The organism is Pseudoalteromonas sp. L21 (assembly GCF_021728035.1).
Taxonomy (GTDB): domain Bacteria; phylum Pseudomonadota; class Gammaproteobacteria; order Enterobacterales; family Alteromonadaceae; genus Pseudoalteromonas; species Pseudoalteromonas arabiensis.
Genome location: NZ_JAKKCV010000001.1, coordinates 134,818 through 150,081 on the forward strand (window position 1 = coordinate 134,818; position 15,264 = coordinate 150,081).

Consider the following 15,264-nt stretch of genomic DNA (forward strand, 5'->3'; position numbering starts at 1 on the left):
TTCATTACTGTAATTATATACATACTTTAGGTTATCTGGACATGCTTTCTGACTCTTTAAAAAAAACAATTAGGCAAATTCATAAGCATGTTGCTGATAACCTAACTGATTATCGTCCTCGTAGCAGTCAAAATTATTTAGTAGCAGAAATCGCTAAAACCTTGGCTGGCGAATACCATAAATCGCAACGTATCTGCGTTATAGAAGCGGGTACTGGCACAGGTAAATCACTTGCCTATTGCTTGGGAGCCATCCCTCTGGCAATGGCAAAAAAGAAAAAGCTGGTTATTTCAACCGCGACAGTCGCCCTTCAAGAACAGCTCATTAATAAAGAACTGCCATTTTTTAAGGAACACTCAGGGCTGGATATAAAGTTTGACTTGGTTAAAGGTCGGCAACGCTATATTTGCGCACAAAAGCTTAGTGCTGCAGTCAATGGTGATAGCCAGACACAAATGGAGTTTATGCCGACACTGTCATCTCCATTATCTGATATGGAAACCAAGTGTTTAAAACAACTCTATAATGCTTACTCTAAAAAACAATGGCAAGGCGACCGCGATAGCTGGGCTGATACAATTCCTGATAAAGTGTGGAACTTAATTGCTTGTGATAAGCACTCATGCCAACGGCAGATGCGTGCTCATCAATTATGCCCTTTTCACATGGCACGTCAGCGTCTTATGCAAATGGACGTACTCGTCATTAACCATTCTTTATTGCTCGCTGATTTAGACCTTGGCGGCGGTAAGATTCTCCCTGAGCCTGATGACACTATTTATGTGATTGATGAAGCGCATCACTTAGCCCACATCACCCGAGATTTTTCATCTGCTGCAGCAACGATTAAAGGCACTATAGATTGGCTTGATAAGCTGGTTAAATTCGCTGGAAAAATGGCGAATGTATTGGTGGGTCAAAAAGCCATAGGACAAAACTTCAAGCTCAGTGACAGTATCAATGATGCGGCAAAGAATTTAAAAGTGGTGCGTGATATTCTTGATAATGCAGATTTTAACTACAACAGTGACGATACCTATCGTTTTGAGCACGGTGAAATCCCAGCCTCTTTACATGCGAAAGCAAAAGATATCAGCGATGCCACTTTAGATGCTCTACGCGCGCTTAACAAAATGCATGACACCTTGGTACAAGATGTCAGTGATGGCGATATAAAACCTTACGTAGCCGATCCTATCTTAGCTGAAAGCGGTCAGTATATTAATCGCTTAGAGTTACTGAACAAATTATGGTTTAGTTATGCCACAAAAGGCGAAGGTATTCCCCATGCACGGTGGATAAAACGCCTAGAGTATAAGAACCATCATGATCATTTACTCAGCGATTGTCCTATTGAAGTCGGTTATTACCTAAAAGATAAATTATGGAACCAATGTGCAGGTGCAGTGCTCTGTTCAGCCACATTAACGGCGCTTGGTTCATTTGATCATTTTGCTTACGAATGCGGGCTTGCAAAAGAAGAAGGCGTAAAATACATCAAAGTGCCTTCACCATTTGACTACCCAAAACAAGCGACGTTGCATATTCCAAGCAGCCATATTGAACCCACAGATAAATCGTTTAGTGATCATCTCGCTGAGCAATTACCCAAATTCCTAGATGATAAAAGAGCCAACTTAGTCCTGTTTGCTTCATATTGGCAGATGGATCACGTTGTAAAGGTGCTACGCAGTAAAGGTATTGATGTGCTCGTACAAGGCGAGATGTCACGTGAAGCCTTACTCAAAAAACACAAAGCAAATGTTGATCTAGGTCGCGCTAGTTATTTATTTGGCACACAAAGTCTCTCAGAGGGGCTTGATCTGCCCGGCAAGTACCTTGAAAACTTAGTAATCACAAAAATCCCATTTGCAGTGCCCACGTCACCAATTGAAGAAGCCCAAGCGGAATTTGTACAAAGTAAAGGAGGCAATCCTTTTTTATCGATCACCGTTCCTGATGCAGCGAAGAAATTAGTACAAAGCTGTGGTAGACTGCTGCGCAAAGAAAATGATCAAGGTCGCATTACAATACTTGATCGCCGTTTAGTGACCAAGCGGTATGGCAAAGCCATGCTTGATACCTTGCCACCCTTTAAAAGACAAATTGATTATTAATGTTTGAATTAGCTTTAGATCCAACCACATGGGCACTACTTTGCGCTGTTGCCTTAGCCGCAGGCTTTATTGATGCAATTGCAGGCGGTGGCGGTATGCTGACAGTACCTGCACTTTTGACCGCAGGCCTTCCTCCCCATCTAACCCTAGGTACCAATAAGTTAGCTGCTAGTTTTGGCTCACTCACTGCAAGTGTCACTTACTTTCGCAAAAAGCTATTTAACCCTAGGTTTTGGGCCGCTTCCATTATGGCCACAGCCATTGGTGCGCTGTTAGGTACCTTAATCGTTGATTACCTAAGTATCGACTTTTTAAACAAATTGCTCCCTATCGTTATTATTTTAGTCGCATGCTACAGCCTATTTGGTAGTTTAAGCACAACCGAGCATAATGAACTGCCTAAACTCGATGCAAAAACAAAACTTAAACAATGGATACAAGGCTTGGGGCTGGGCTTTTTTGATGGCCTAGCAGGGCCAGGCACGGGGACTTTTTGGACCGCGTCAAACAGCTTACTTTATAAAATGAGCTTGCTGCTAAACTGCGGTCTTGCTCGATCAATGAACTTTGTTTCAAATTTTATCTCGTTGATCACCTTTGTCGCACTGGGCCATGTTAACTTTTTGCTTGGTATCACGATGGGCTTTTTTCTTATGTTGGGTGCGTGGATTGGCGCTCATTCTGCAATAAAATTCGGCAGTAAAATGATTCGCCCTGTTTTTAATACTGTGGTAATTATTTTAGCTTTAAAGTTAATTTATGAGGCCTACCTATAAATGAACTCACCTGCTTTAAACAAACTACATGAACAAATTGCTAGGCTTAAGCATCAAGCTGAACAATTTGATAACGGTCACTTTTTTTCTAAAAACCGTTATATGCAAGCGCAACCAAGTTTGTTTGATAAAGGGGTCTTTTCAACAAAGAGCATGAAACTCGCCGATTATGTCATCGAGATAGAAGAAGAGCTTGCCACTTTACCACCCGCTGAACATCGTCATGCCTATCAATATGCACTAGAACGCATAACTCAACAGGTGCAGGCAGTATTTAATGTCATAAAATCAACGCCTGTGTGGGCAAAAGAGAATAAATTCACTTATAAAGCAAAACCAAAACAGCATATTTTTAAACAAGCAGTTAAAAAGATTATGCAATCATCGCATGAGCTGTATGATGAATTGAAACAAAATCATGAGTTCGAGCGCAGATTGGTGTTAATGATTGAAGAAAGAAAATTAAAACTCGATGCTGCTAATACTACCCAAGCGAGTGAAATAAACAAAGAAATATTAGCTCTTCATGCAAGGCTTGGCCGGTGCCGAAAAGCCATTTCGGCCACTGAAGATAAAATACAGCAAGTCGAAAAACAGCAACTCAAATAATGTACTACTACCACCCTAGCTACTCTGCACTTGATTTACCAGAGCGACACCGCTTTCCGATTCAAAAATACCAATTGTTAAAAGAGCAGCTAAGTCATTTTATTGATGACGATTTTTTTATAACACCCAAGCAAGCAAATAAAGAACACTTAGCCCTGTGCCACGACCAGCATTACATAGATGCATTTCTCGCAGGTACGCTTGCACCTAAAGCCATTAAAAAAATGGGCTTTCCTTGGTCTGAATCACTTGTTGAGCGTAGCTTATATTCAGTGGGAGCAGCAATTCAAGGCGCTGAATATGCTTTAAAGCATGGTGCAGCATTTAACTTAAGTGGCGGTTATCACCATGCATTTAGTGATCATGGCAGTGGTTTTTGCATTTTTAATGACTTAGCGATTGCCGCCGCACACCTTATACAAACTGAACAAGCCGACACCGTAGTTATTTTTGATTGTGATGTACATCAAGGTGACGGCACTGCCGAGATTATTAATCAACACGAGCAGATTATTAGTTGCTCTATTCATTGCGAACAAAATTTTCCTCGCATAAAGCAATGCTCTAATTACGACTTTTCTCTTGAGCATGGAACGAAAGATAGTGACTACCTAAAAGCCGTGCAACAAGCCTTTGAGCTTACAACTAGACTGCATCAACCGGATATTATCTTATACAACGCAGGTGCAGATATTTTTAGTGATGACGAATTAGGCCATTTTTCGGTAAGTTTATCGGGTGTTTATCAACGCGACCATTTTGTTTTAAGCCAAGCCAAGGCACATAACATTCCTATTTTTGCAGCATTAGGTGGCGGCTATCAACGTAACACCGAACGTTTAGTTAATGTACATAAGCAGCTTTTTAAAGCCGCTGTCGATTTATTTTAAAGCTTGGTATACACTAAAAATACTAATTAATCAGGGTCGATATGTATGAAGTTACACGATGATATTCACAATTATTTTGAAAAGCTCGTTGTAGATGATATTGCAAAACGCAATCTTGAATCAGTGTATAATGAAGACATCATGGCTGACTTGTGCTGTACAGTCCTTAATCAGTTACCTGCGCGTTATATTCGTTACGATGTAGATATGGAGTTTTATCTGCCGCAATCAGAGCGAATGCTAATGGAGCAACAAGTACAAACCGCTATCGATGTTGCCATCACTCAAGTTTCAAAGAAGAAGGAACTCAATAATGAGTCGTGAATTGGAGGCTGCGCCAAATCATATTAAGCTTGCTGTCGATTTAATCATGCTATTAGAACAAAACGATGTGCCAGCAGAAGATGTACTCGCAGCTCTTGAAATTGTAAAATCTGATTTTGAAAAAAAGTTAATGCAAGCATCTGATTAACCTAAGCAGTTTATTTATTGTGCGGCTTTAACCGTATTAACCTCCTCATTTTTGTTATCATCTCCACCGTTATAGCACGACAAAGGAAATACCTTGTAACACAAACCCCTTTTCTTTTTATAATGCAAGCTATACTCTATTGAATAAAGTACAAATATAAAAGGAGGATAAATTATGTCAGGTACAACCATGGTGGTATTAATTGTACTCATTTCCGTCAGTTCAGGTGTTATCTACGATATGTATAAAAAACACCTAGAGTTTAAATCTCGTACCTTAAAAGACAGCAAAGAAGCAAATGAACAAGTGGCGGCTGTTACCGCTGAATTACTTGAATTAAAGCAGCGGGTACAAACACTTGAAGCGATTGTGACCGATTCAAGCTATAACGTAAAACAAGAAATTAATAAGCTGTAATTAACAATCTAGCGCTTTATATTCATCAAGCACACCTTGATAATACTCAGCATCTTGATTCAGCATACGGCCGTAGTGAGCACGTAATTGCTGTAGATATGCTTTGTGCTCTTTACGACTCAATTGCCACATATTTGTACCTGTCCGTGAAAGCGGCTCTGATGACAGTGTGCTAACAGCAATAACCTCATAAAAGCGCTTGTTTTCACAAATAATTTGTTCATCGACTAAGCCCATATTTAATGTTTGCATATGGCTTCGCACTTTATAGCTGTGATGTACAGGACAAACAGCAAAATCAATTTGACAATGGGGATTACGCAATACTATTTGCGATAAAAACTGCACGAGTAAATCTCCCCCAACCCCTGCAATTATGACCAAGTGACGCTTATTAGGGCTCAGTTCAATCCTAGCCACATCTTGACAATGGACCTGCCAAGCTGTGCGCTGCTTATCTGTCGAAAAGCGTTCAAGCACATTACGCAATGACTGCATGAGCTCTGGCACAATATCCACAAAGTGAATCTTCGGTGCCTTATTTTGCTTTAGTAATTCAATGCCTAAAAAACCGTGGTCGCAACAACAGTCCCAAATTTCGTCATACTCAATTGTGACCATCGAAGCAATAGCAGATAAACGTTTACTCAGAGCCATTCTTATGCCGATTTATAAACGAGTGCTTTTAAACTTCTATCACTATCCACTTCAACAAACCCCTCAGTAGGCGCCAGACGCTCAACAAAACTAATTGCACCTTGGGTATGTTCAGTAATTAAATCTTTAAACGCCTGCTCTGACAGCTCTGGGCTATTAGCGCACAATAAAAGTTGAGTGTTTTCGTTTAGCAGCTCAGGTAGCCGACGCAGGATTTTTTGATAGTCCTTGGTCAATATAAAGCTCCCTTTTTGGAAGCTAGGTGGATCAACAATGATCAATTCATACGGTGCTGACTTTTTCAGCTTACCGAACGATTTTAAAATATCATGGGGGTAAAAACTCACCCCATGAGTAAAGCCATTCAGTTGATGGTTTTGCTTGCCTGTTCGCAGCACACCTTTATTCATGTCCATATTAATAACTTGATCTGCACCACCCTGCATTGCAGCAACAGAAAAACCACAGGTGTATGAAAACAGATTAAGCACCTTTGCGTTATTACTATTAGCTTGCACAAACTCACGACCACGACGCATATCCGGAAAAATACCGGTATTTTGTCTACTTAATAAATCAACTTTAAACTTAATACTGTTTTCAGTTACGACATGTTCTTGAGGTAACTCACCGTAAATCAAAGTGTTGCGCGTATTAATTCCACTACGTTGTTGATAAACCAGCGTATTTATAAGCTCAGGAACATGTTCTTGTGTCCATTGCCAAATTGTATCTGTTAATTGCGTTAGTTCATCATTTTCAATTTCTTGATAAGAAACTAAAAACAGTGCCGGTGGATAAAAATCAAGATTAATATGGCTAAGCTCAGTCACTGAGTGGCCACGGCCATGAAAAATACGGCATAACTCATTTGCCGCAAGCGGCGCATCTGCTAACGCAGTTAAAATGGCTGAAAATTTATTTGTCATTGCACTTAATTAATTAATTGTTGTTGTAATTCATGTATTTCATCACGCACAGACGCTGCCTTTTCAAATTCAAGGTCACTTGCATAAGCATGCATTTTTGCTTCAAGGTTTTTAATCTGATCAGCTATTTGTTTCGCGCTTAATACCTGTTTTGACTCTTTTCGTACTAATTTAAGATTGTCTTTTGGCGTTGCTTCTTCACCCACATCCATAATATCGGTGATACTTTTAACCAGAGCTTGTGGCTCAATACCATGTTCAAGGTTGTAAGCCTGCTGTTTTTCACGACGACGGTCTGTTTCATCAATGGCTTGACGCATAGAATTTGTGATACGGTCACCATATAAAATTGCTTTACCGTTTAAGTGGCGTGCTGCACGGCCTATGGTTTGGATCAATGAACGTGTAGATCGCAAAAAGCCCTCTTTATCTGCATCAAGTATCGCTACCAAGGATACTTCTGGCATATCGAGACCTTCTCGCAATAAGTTAATGCCTACCAACACATCAAACACACCAGCACGTAAATCACGAATGATTTCAACCCGTTCGACGGTGTCGATATCTGAGTGTAAGTAGCGAACTTTTACATCATGATCATTTAGATAGTCGGTTAAATCCTCGGCCATACGTTTCGTTAACGTAGTCACCAATACCCGCTCATTAACCTCTACACGCTTGTAGATTTCCGACAATAAATCATCAACCTGAGTACTTACAGGTCGCACTTCAATTTCAGGGTCTATAAGCCCTGTAGGACGAATCACCTGCTCTGCGACTTCTCCAGCTGAGCGCTCTAATTCAAAATTACCTGGCGTCGCTGATACATAGATTGTTTGCGGCGCAATAGCCTCAAACTCTTCAAACCGTAATGGCCGATTATCTAATGCCGAAGGTAAACGAAAGCCATATTCAACGAGATTTTCTTTGCGGCTTCTATCACCTTTATACATCGCACCGATTTGCGATACAGTAACGTGAGATTCATCAATGATCATTAATGCATCATCGGGTAAATAATCTAATAATGTTGGCGGTGGATCGCCAGGTGTGCGGCCTGATAAATAACGACTGTAGTTTTCAATGCCAGAGCAATAACCTAGTTCAGTCATCATTTCGATGTCGTATTGTGTACGTTGGGCTATCCGCTGCTCCTCAACCAGTTTATTAGCACTAAGCAATTGAGAACGACGGTCTTTAAGCTCATCTTTAATTTTATCAATGGCATCCAGAATTTTTTCGCGAGGTGTTACATAGTGTGTTTTGGGATAAATTGTCGCGCGAACAATATGCTTTTCTACAGCCCCTGTGAGGGGATCAAAAATACTCAAACGTTCAATTTCGTCATCAAACATTTCAACACGCACTGCATAAGTGTCAGATTCAGCTGGGAAAATATCAATCACTTCACCACGTACGCGGTATGTGCCACGGCTAAACTCTATATCATTGCGTGTATATTGCAGCTCAGCTAAGCGGCGCAGCATATCTCGCTGGTCAACACTCTCACCCACTTTTAGTAACAACATCATTTTCATGTACGAGTCGGGATCACCTAAGCCGTAAATAGCTGATACTGAAGCAACGATAATGGTATCTCGACGTTCTAATAGTGCTTTCGTCGCACTCAAACGCATTTGTTCAATATGCTCATTAATAGACGCATCTTTTTCAATGAATGTGTCACTGGCTACCACATAGGCTTCGGGTTGGTAATAATCATAATAGGAAACAAAATACTCAACCGCATTATGTGGAAAAAACTCTTTCATTTCGCCATAAAGTTGAGCTGCTAATGTTTTATTATGTGCCATGATTATCGTGGGACGATTTAAATCATGGATAATATTAGCCATAGTAAAGGTTTTGCCTGTTCCCGTTGCTCCTAACAAGGTCTGGTGTGCAAGGCCGGCTTCTAACCCATCCTTTAACTGAGCTATTGCAGTTGGCTGATCGCCACTGGGCTGAAACTGTGAGACAAGTTGAAAATGATCGCTCATGAATGACACTCCTTCATCGATGCAGCGCTTAAAAGTTCCACATCCTTTATAAACCATTTGTAAGCAACAACAGCTGTAAATAAATTACCAGCAGCGGCACCAATAAATAACCCCGTTAGCCCTGCCATAAGGTTCCCTACATAGGCAAAAGGAACATAGAAAATAAATAAACGTACAACACTTAAAATTAACGCATTCATGGGTTTATGTAACGCATTAAACGATGAATTAGATAAAATAATGACCCCTTGCAAGCCATAACTTAAAGGGAGAATGTAAATAAATAGCTTAATAACATCAATAACAGCTTGCTCTTTACCAAATACATCAGCAATAAATCCTGATGCCACAATAAGTAATAAATAAATAGCAAACTGCCAAATCATCACAAACTTTAACGTTGTGGTATAAGCTTCTTTTACACGTTCAAATTTTCTTGCACCAAAGTTCTGGCTGACAAAGGGAGGCAATGTCATCGACAGCGCCAATACAACAAGGCTTGCTATTGATTCTATACGACTGCCGACACCAAAGGCTGCAACAGCCTCTGGGCCATGTTTAGCCACAAGTGCTGTCATCACCGCCATAGCAATTGGTGTTAACATATTTGCGCCTGCTGCGGGTAAACCAATTTTCAGAATTTTGCGCACTGCACCTATGACAGTTTGTTGACCGGCGTGCAAACTTAATAAGCCATTTTTAACCGCTAAAATATAGAGAATAATCACCACAGCTACGGACCATGCAATGACACTTGCAATGGCTGCCCCTTGAATACCAAGAGCGGGAACTGGGCCGAAACCAAAAATAAGTATGGGGTCTAAAATAGCATTGATTAAGCCAGCGCCCCCCATAACGATACTCGGTGTTTTTGTATCACCACTTGCACGTAAAACAGAGTTTCCAACCATGGGGGTGATCAAAAAGACACTGCCCAAAAACCACACGCTCATGTAGTCATGTATCAATGGCAATACTTGCTGCCCTGCCCCGAGTAGTTTGAAAGTAGGCGCAATGAGTAGGTAGCCAAGCACCGATAAAAAAAATACCATCACGACAGAGATCAATAAAGCAATACTCGCATCGAAGCGTGCCTCATCAAGCTTGTCACTACCTAAGGCTTTAGCTATTACGGCTGAAGTACCTATGCCCAAACCAATCGCTAAGCTAATCACAGTAAATGTTACAGGGAAGGTAAAACTAACGGCCGCAAGTGGTTCTGTGCCGAGTAAGCTGATAAAGAAAGTATCAACAAGATTGAACATCATCAGCGTAATCATGCCAAAAATCATTGGAATGGTCATTTTTTTTAACGTGGGTAAGATTGGCGAGTTTAAAAGATCAGGTTTAGATTTGCTTTGCGAAGTCACGCTCATGGGAATACTTTAGCCTCTTTTACTGAACCTGTAAGTTTAAAGCATCCTGCTCTTGCAAGCCATGCTTTATTCAAAGAAAGCTTCACTGCCACTTCTTTATAATGTAAAGCTGAATATCTGCAACGTCTGTAAAAGAAGCACCTTTTACTGGATTGCTATTTGAAACAGATATGTGCTTAGTATTAGCAAAGACTATTACAGTAAGATTATTTCAGGATGTCACTCCAAGGTTATTAAAGTGCAACTTTTAACGCTTTGGTGCAAAATTAACCATCAACCCCATTAAAAAACAATATAAAAACACTATTAATAGCTCTATTACATTTAAAAGGCAGTAAACGCTGTTTTTTTACACAGCAAAATAGACTATTTAATAGCCTGTTAAAAAATTACCTGCCAATTCAGCCTCACTTCAGTTTAAAAGACTAACTAATTGATTTTAAATACTATAAAAAAAATCATTTTAGTACTTGAAATTGCTGTAGCGCCCTAAAAACCTAGCACTATAGCTGTTCTTAAAGTTTAATAAACAGAGTTATCCACAGAAACCGTGGATAACTCTCTGGAAGCCGCATTTATCAAGGCTTTTAAAGGAGGCTAACAGAGTTAAATGACAAAACAAGACAAGTTTAGTGTTTAACGCTTAAGGTCTAAAAATTGACAAAAGCCATAATTAGCTCACCTACCTAGCTTGATAAATAGCCCTGTGAAATATTCACCTATATTACAAACCTGATGCAACATCATGATTATTAAAAATAAAAACATACAAACTGATACGCTTTTGGTTCGCATTTCGCTACATGAAAGCCGACCCTTTTTAAATCATACTCCCTAACCACAGGAAAAATACCTCCCTAACGTGCACACTCTAGCCTGATAAAGGCATCGATTAGATTGAATTTGTCGCATGGTTATAAAATCTTAGATAAATGATGGTTTTCTCTCTTAGAAGATGAAAATCTATACAACGAATACTTTTCGCAATTTTGAAACATCAACTTAGCTATAAAATTCAAGCAAAAAATTCAACTTAGAAAGACGAATACAGGTATTTCATAGTAAATACGCTGCCATTTTCAGTTAGATTTTGCTCAGATCGAACATAAAAACATCGAATAGCCTTCTTTTTTGAATTTATGAAGTTTTTATGTTGACACTTTGCAAAGCTGTCATTAATATTTCGCCCCGTTGAAAGGCATGACGCTTCCCCCTTAGCTCAGTTGGTTAGAGCGACGGACTGTTAATCCGCAGGTCCCCCGTTCGAGTCGGGGAGGGGGAGCCAAGTTTTTCAGCCATAAACGTTTCCCCCTTAGCTCAGTTGGTTAGAGCGACGGACTGTTAATCCGCAGGTCCCCCGTTCGAGTCGGGGAGGGGGAGCCAAGTTTATGAATATGATTGTTCCCCCTTAGCTCAGTTGGTTAGAGCGACGGACTGTTAATCCGCAGGTCCCCCGTTCGAGTCGGGGAGGGGGAGCCAAATCATATAAGCACTACTCTATTCGTTCCCCCTTAGCTCAGTTGGTTAGAGCGACGGACTGTTAATCCGCAGGTCCCCCGTTCGAGTCGGGGAGGGGGAGCCAATTTTTTCAAAAAGTGTCTTTATCTCCCCTATTCTTACTCAACAAATGTATTAGACTTTCCAATACTTATATTCTACTCTATCTTTGCTTAACTCTTTATTTCTTATAAAATTAGAATAAACTGTACTTAAAGAAATCAATCAGGGAATTGATTCCTTCCTTTAGGCTCTTAAAAGATAAGAAAACATGGCTGGTTTTAAAAAACTTATATTTGTACAATTGATCTCTTGGCTGCTTTTTACACTGCTGGGCGGCTCTTTTATTGCCTTAAGCTTTGACAACGCAGTAAGTGATGCCCAAAAAAAAGCACAACTTACAGTAAATACATATATAAATAGTTTAACTGCTGAAGAACTAGCTCCTGAAAAAATTAAACGCGCTCTAACAGATGGCGCAACCTTCTCAAAATTCGTTTTACGAGACACAGATGGTAATGAAGTATTTGCAGTGAGAAACTCAGAGCCTTTGCCATTGTTTGCCAATATTGTAAACAGCACATTTAATTCTATTCGTCCACAATTTGCTGTAAACCCGACCTCGGATATCAAAGTTGAATTTACTATAAACGTAAACCACCTGGCTGAATTACTGCAACAGTCCCTATTCATCATTATTTTATTTTCGGGTTTAATTGCAATACTCCCTATCTTCTATATGAAAAGCATGTTCCAACGCCTCAACCGGAAGATAAGCACCACTATTGCCGATATTATTGATATCTATATCAATCAAAACCAAGTTGACGGCGACCTTGAAAACGCAATGGACACATCGCGATTGAAAAAGCTCAGTAAAGATTTAATCCCCTCTTTCAATCGTCTTTCGCACTTTTTACAAACGAAACATGACGATATTCAAAGAAATGCGATGAGTATCAAAAAAGAAGCCTATAAAGATGTAGTAACAAATTTAGGCAACCGAAATATGTTCGTTGAATACTATGAAAGACACATTGAAAATGCTGAAAAGAGTACATTTGGCTCTCTAGCCATGATCAGGTGTAGTGAACTACAGGCAATAAACCAATCTCGTGGTTATCAAAAAGGAGATGAGTACGTTAAGGGGGTTGCCGATATTATTAAGCATATAAGCGGCACTTACACTAACAGCCAAGTGTTTCGTTTAAATAGCTCTGACTTTGCCGTTGTGTTACCTAATACACCACTTAAAGAAGCAGAGCGTTTTGGTGATAACCTACAGTCTCGGTTTACTCAATACCAACAAAACCAAGAACTTAGCTCTGTCGCCAATACCGGCATTGTCGGTTATGAGAAAGGTAAACCCCTTGGTGAGCTATTATCAATTGTTGATAATGCGATGAGCATGGCTCAATCTAAACAAACAAATGCATGGCATGTGCAACGAGAAACAGACCTAGTTAATAACGTGAGCGCAGGATTTGGAAATCAAAACTGGCGAAAAGTTATTAACGAAGTTATAGAATCGAAACGCGTTCATTTGGTGATGCAAAATATTATGCCGATCGGCAAAAGCGTGAAAGCCTATGCAGAGATTCAAGTGCGTTTTAAAACAGCTGAAAATCAGATGCTCCCGACCGCTTCTTTCCTTGCTATGGCAGAAAAGCTTGATATGGCAATGGAGATTGATCGGTTAATCATCGACACCACCTTAGAAAAAGTGAAAACTCGCAACTTTTCACAAAAATTCTTTGGTATAAATGTTACAGCATCAAGCGCACATAATGATCAATTTGTGATCTGGTTAGAACGTCGGCTGTTAAAAGACAGTAATATCGCATCAAAACTTATTTTTGAGGTCAGTGAGTTCGGCTTACAGCAAAATATCAAAGCAAGTAAACGATTCATTGATATGGTTCATCGTGTCGGTGCACGTATAACGGTAGAACGCTTTGGTGTGGGTTTAACCTCATTTAAATTCTTTAGGGACCTCAAACCTGACTTTATTAAAATGGATGCAAGCTACACGCGAGGCTTAGAAGAAGATAAAAATAATCAATATTTCATGCGCTTAATGGTTGACCTCGCACACCGCATTGGGGTGAGTGTGTTTGCTGAAGGTGTAGAAAGCCAAGAAGAGAAACATATTATCGAAACACTGTGTTTAGATGGCGTTCAAGGCTACTATATCGAGAAGCCAAAAGACATCTAACTCATCTTAAAAGGCCTAATAAACCTACTATTTATCAGGTCTTTAACATCAATCTAACACTTTCATACCCAACTCCCCTGCTTATTTTAGCTATTCGTCTCTCATGTGTTGTGTCGACCCCAAGAAAAAAGGATAATGGAGGGGTTTTTATTCTTGTGAGGCACGCATGACAGAGTATGTCCTGTTATTGATTGGCACCGTGCTAGTCAACAACTTTGTATTAGTTCAATTTTTAGGTTTATGCCCGTTTATGGGTGTATCGGGTAAATTGGATACCGCAATTGGTATGTCCTTGGCGACAACCTTTGTGCTTACTCTTGCCTCTGTAACAAGCTATTTAGTGAATCAATATATTTTGATTCCTCTTGATATTGAATTTTTACGTACTATGAGCTTTATTTTGGTCATCGCTGTAGTGGTGCAATTTACTGAAATGGTCGTACGAAAAACAAGCCCAACCTTGTATCGCCTGCTAGGTATATTTCTACCTTTAATCACCACTAACTGCGCTGTACTAGGGGTTGCATTACTCAACATCAAAGAAGATCACTCATTCTTGCAATCTGCGGTATATGGTTTTGGCGCAGCAGTTGGTTTCTCTATGGTGTTAATTCTTTTTGCCGCACTGCGTGAACGTTTAGCGGCAGCTGACGTCCCTACTCCATTTAAAGGCGCATCAATCGCAATGATAACAGCAGGCCTTATGTCAATGGCGTTTATGGGTTTTACAGGATTAGTGAAGTTTTAATATGACCTTGTTTTATGCCTTAATAGCGCTTGGTTCATTAGCGCTCGTCTTTGGTTTAATTTTAGGCTTTGCCGCGATACGTTTTCGTGTTGAAAGCAATCCTATTGTCGATCAAATAGATACTATTTTACCGCAAACCCAGTGTGGCCAATGTGGTTACCCTGGTTGTCGCCCTTATGCTGAAGCAATTGCCAACGGGGATGAAATAAATAAATGTCCGCCAGGCGGCGAAGCCACAGTAAAGAAACTTGCCGATTTAATGGGGGTTGAAGCCAAGCCCCTTGCAGGTGGCGAACAAGCAGACCCTATTAAAACGGTTGCCTATATTCGTGAAGATGAGTGTATTGGCTGTACCAAGTGTATTCAAGCCTGCCCTGTCGACGCCATTGTGGGTGCAACTCGTCAAATGCATACCGTGCTTATTGATGAGTGTACTGGCTGTGATTTATGTGTAGAACCTTGCCCTGTAGATTGTATAGATATGCTGCCAATTAAAGAAACAAAGCAAACATGGAAATGGCAATTAAACGCAATTCCTGTGACTCAAGTAGATTAGGAGCA

Annotated in this window: 14 protein-coding genes and 4 tRNA genes; 14 read left to right on the forward strand and 4 right to left on the reverse strand. The window is 40.1% G+C overall.

All coding sequences use genetic code 11. From position 1 onward, the window contains the following. The first annotated feature begins 41 nt into the window (after window positions 1-41). From dinG to L3V41_RS00610, 7 genes are all read left to right on the forward strand, one after another. The gene (gene dinG, locus L3V41_RS00580; RefSeq protein ID WP_062569996.1) at window positions 42-2,117 is read left to right on the forward strand and encodes an ATP-dependent DNA helicase DinG; all 2,076 of its coding nucleotides are present in this window, start codon (window positions 42-44) and stop codon (window positions 2,115-2,117) included. After that, a complete protein-coding gene (locus tag L3V41_RS00585) occupies window positions 2,117-2,893 on the forward strand; it encodes a TSUP family transporter (RefSeq protein ID WP_062569995.1) in 777 nt (258 codons plus the stop codon). Before dinG ends, L3V41_RS00585 begins: the two co-directional genes overlap by 1 nt. Continuing rightward, window positions 2,894-3,502, forward strand: a complete 609-nt coding sequence (locus L3V41_RS00590) for a primosomal replication protein (protein WP_193987505.1) — start codon at window positions 2,894-2,896, stop codon at window positions 3,500-3,502. Next, window positions 3,499-4,392 carry a histone deacetylase gene (locus L3V41_RS00595; RefSeq protein WP_193988970.1) on the forward strand — a complete coding sequence of 298 codons (894 nt, stop codon included), beginning with the start codon at window positions 3,499-3,501 and terminating at the stop codon, window positions 4,390-4,392. Before L3V41_RS00590 ends, L3V41_RS00595 begins: the two co-directional genes overlap by 4 nt. A 45-nt stretch (window positions 4,393-4,437) precedes the next feature. Beyond that, on the forward strand, window positions 4,438-4,716 hold the full coding sequence (locus tag L3V41_RS00600; RefSeq protein ID WP_062569992.1) for a late competence development ComFB family protein: 279 nt from the start codon (window positions 4,438-4,440) through the stop codon (window positions 4,714-4,716). Then, window positions 4,706-4,864, forward strand: a complete 159-nt coding sequence (locus L3V41_RS00605) for a YbaM family protein (RefSeq protein WP_083515333.1) — start codon at window positions 4,706-4,708, stop codon at window positions 4,862-4,864. Before L3V41_RS00600 ends, L3V41_RS00605 begins: the two co-directional genes overlap by 11 nt. Before the next feature lie 174 nt (window positions 4,865-5,038). Continuing rightward, the gene (locus tag L3V41_RS00610; protein ID WP_062569991.1) at window positions 5,039-5,281 is read left to right on the forward strand and encodes a hypothetical protein; all 243 of its coding nucleotides are present in this window, start codon (window positions 5,039-5,041) and stop codon (window positions 5,279-5,281) included. On the opposite strand, the gene L3V41_RS00615 is transcribed toward L3V41_RS00610, so the two are convergent. The 4 genes from L3V41_RS00615 to L3V41_RS00630 are packed head-to-tail and all read right to left on the reverse strand — an operon-like array spanning window position 5,282 to window position 10,243. After that, a complete protein-coding gene (locus tag L3V41_RS00615; RefSeq protein ID WP_062569990.1) occupies window positions 5,282-5,938 on the reverse strand; it encodes a tRNA (adenine(22)-N(1))-methyltransferase TrmK in 657 nt (218 codons plus the stop codon). Between the two features lie 2 nt (window positions 5,939-5,940). Next, window positions 5,941-6,867, reverse strand: a complete 927-nt coding sequence (locus L3V41_RS00620; RefSeq protein WP_193987507.1) for a class I SAM-dependent methyltransferase — start codon at window positions 6,865-6,867, stop codon at window positions 5,941-5,943. Between the two features lie 5 nt (window positions 6,868-6,872). Beyond that, window positions 6,873-8,867 carry an excinuclease ABC subunit UvrB gene (gene uvrB, locus L3V41_RS00625; protein WP_062569988.1) on the reverse strand — a complete coding sequence of 665 codons (1,995 nt, stop codon included), beginning with the start codon at window positions 8,865-8,867 and terminating at the stop codon, window positions 6,873-6,875. Beyond that, the gene (locus L3V41_RS00630; protein ID WP_062569987.1) at window positions 8,864-10,243 is read right to left on the reverse strand and encodes an MATE family efflux transporter; all 1,380 of its coding nucleotides are present in this window, start codon (window positions 10,241-10,243) and stop codon (window positions 8,864-8,866) included. The genes uvrB and L3V41_RS00630 overlap by 4 nt, the downstream gene beginning before the upstream one ends. A gap of 1,208 nt (window positions 10,244-11,451) precedes the next feature. Between L3V41_RS00630 and L3V41_RS00635 the strand changes: the two genes are divergently transcribed. From L3V41_RS00635 to rsxB, 7 genes are all read left to right on the forward strand, one after another. Continuing rightward, a tRNA-Asn gene (locus L3V41_RS00635) sits at window positions 11,452-11,528 on the forward strand. Window positions 11,529-11,549: 21 nt separating this feature from the next. Beyond that, window positions 11,550-11,626 (forward strand) — tRNA-Asn (locus tag L3V41_RS00640). Window positions 11,627-11,645: 19 nt separating this feature from the next. Further along, window positions 11,646-11,722 (forward strand) — tRNA-Asn (locus L3V41_RS00645). A gap of 26 nt (window positions 11,723-11,748) precedes the next feature. Then, window positions 11,749-11,825, forward strand: a tRNA-Asn gene (locus L3V41_RS00650). 186 nt (window positions 11,826-12,011) lie between these two features. After that, window positions 12,012-13,955: a GGDEF domain-containing protein gene (locus tag L3V41_RS00655; RefSeq protein ID WP_237127008.1), complete on the forward strand. Its 1,944-nt coding sequence runs from the start codon at window positions 12,012-12,014 to the stop codon at window positions 13,953-13,955. Between the two features lie 166 nt (window positions 13,956-14,121). Next, on the forward strand, window positions 14,122-14,703 hold the full coding sequence (gene rsxA, locus L3V41_RS00660) for an electron transport complex subunit RsxA (protein WP_062569985.1): 582 nt from the start codon (window positions 14,122-14,124) through the stop codon (window positions 14,701-14,703). A 1-nt stretch (window position 14,704) separates the two neighbouring features. Beyond that, entirely contained in the window at window positions 14,705-15,259 is a 555-nt protein-coding gene (gene rsxB / locus L3V41_RS00665; RefSeq protein WP_062569984.1) for an electron transport complex subunit RsxB, read from the forward strand. The last annotated feature ends 5 nt before the right edge of the window (window positions 15,260-15,264 follow it).

Coding starts and splice junctions, on each gene's coding strand:
- dinG (WP_062569996.1), top strand. CDS start 42: ATGCTTTCTGACTCTTTAAAAAAAACAATTAGGCAAATTCATAAGCAT.
- L3V41_RS00585 (WP_062569995.1), top strand. CDS start 2,117: ATGTTTGAATTAGCTTTAGATCCAACCACATGGGCACTACTTTGCGCT.
- L3V41_RS00590 (WP_193987505.1), top strand. CDS start 2,894: ATGAACTCACCTGCTTTAAACAAACTACATGAACAAATTGCTAGGCTT.
- L3V41_RS00600 (WP_062569992.1), top strand. CDS start 4,438: ATGAAGTTACACGATGATATTCACAATTATTTTGAAAAGCTCGTTGTA.
- L3V41_RS00605 (WP_083515333.1), top strand. CDS start 4,706: ATGAGTCGTGAATTGGAGGCTGCGCCAAATCATATTAAGCTTGCTGTC.
- L3V41_RS00610 (WP_062569991.1), top strand. CDS start 5,039: ATGTCAGGTACAACCATGGTGGTATTAATTGTACTCATTTCCGTCAGT.
- L3V41_RS00615 (WP_062569990.1), bottom strand. CDS start 5,938: ATGGCTCTGAGTAAACGTTTATCTGCTATTGCTTCGATGGTCACAATT.
- L3V41_RS00620 (WP_193987507.1), bottom strand. CDS start 6,867: ATGACAAATAAATTTTCAGCCATTTTAACTGCGTTAGCAGATGCGCCG.
- uvrB (WP_062569988.1), bottom strand. CDS start 8,867: ATGAGCGATCATTTTCAACTTGTCTCACAGTTTCAGCCCAGTGGCGAT.
- L3V41_RS00630 (WP_062569987.1), bottom strand. CDS start 10,243: ATGAGCGTGACTTCGCAAAGCAAATCTAAACCTGATCTTTTAAACTCG.
- L3V41_RS00655 (WP_237127008.1), top strand. CDS start 12,012: ATGGCTGGTTTTAAAAAACTTATATTTGTACAATTGATCTCTTGGCTG.
- rsxA (WP_062569985.1), top strand. CDS start 14,122: ATGACAGAGTATGTCCTGTTATTGATTGGCACCGTGCTAGTCAACAAC.
- rsxB (WP_062569984.1), top strand. CDS start 14,705: ATGACCTTGTTTTATGCCTTAATAGCGCTTGGTTCATTAGCGCTCGTC.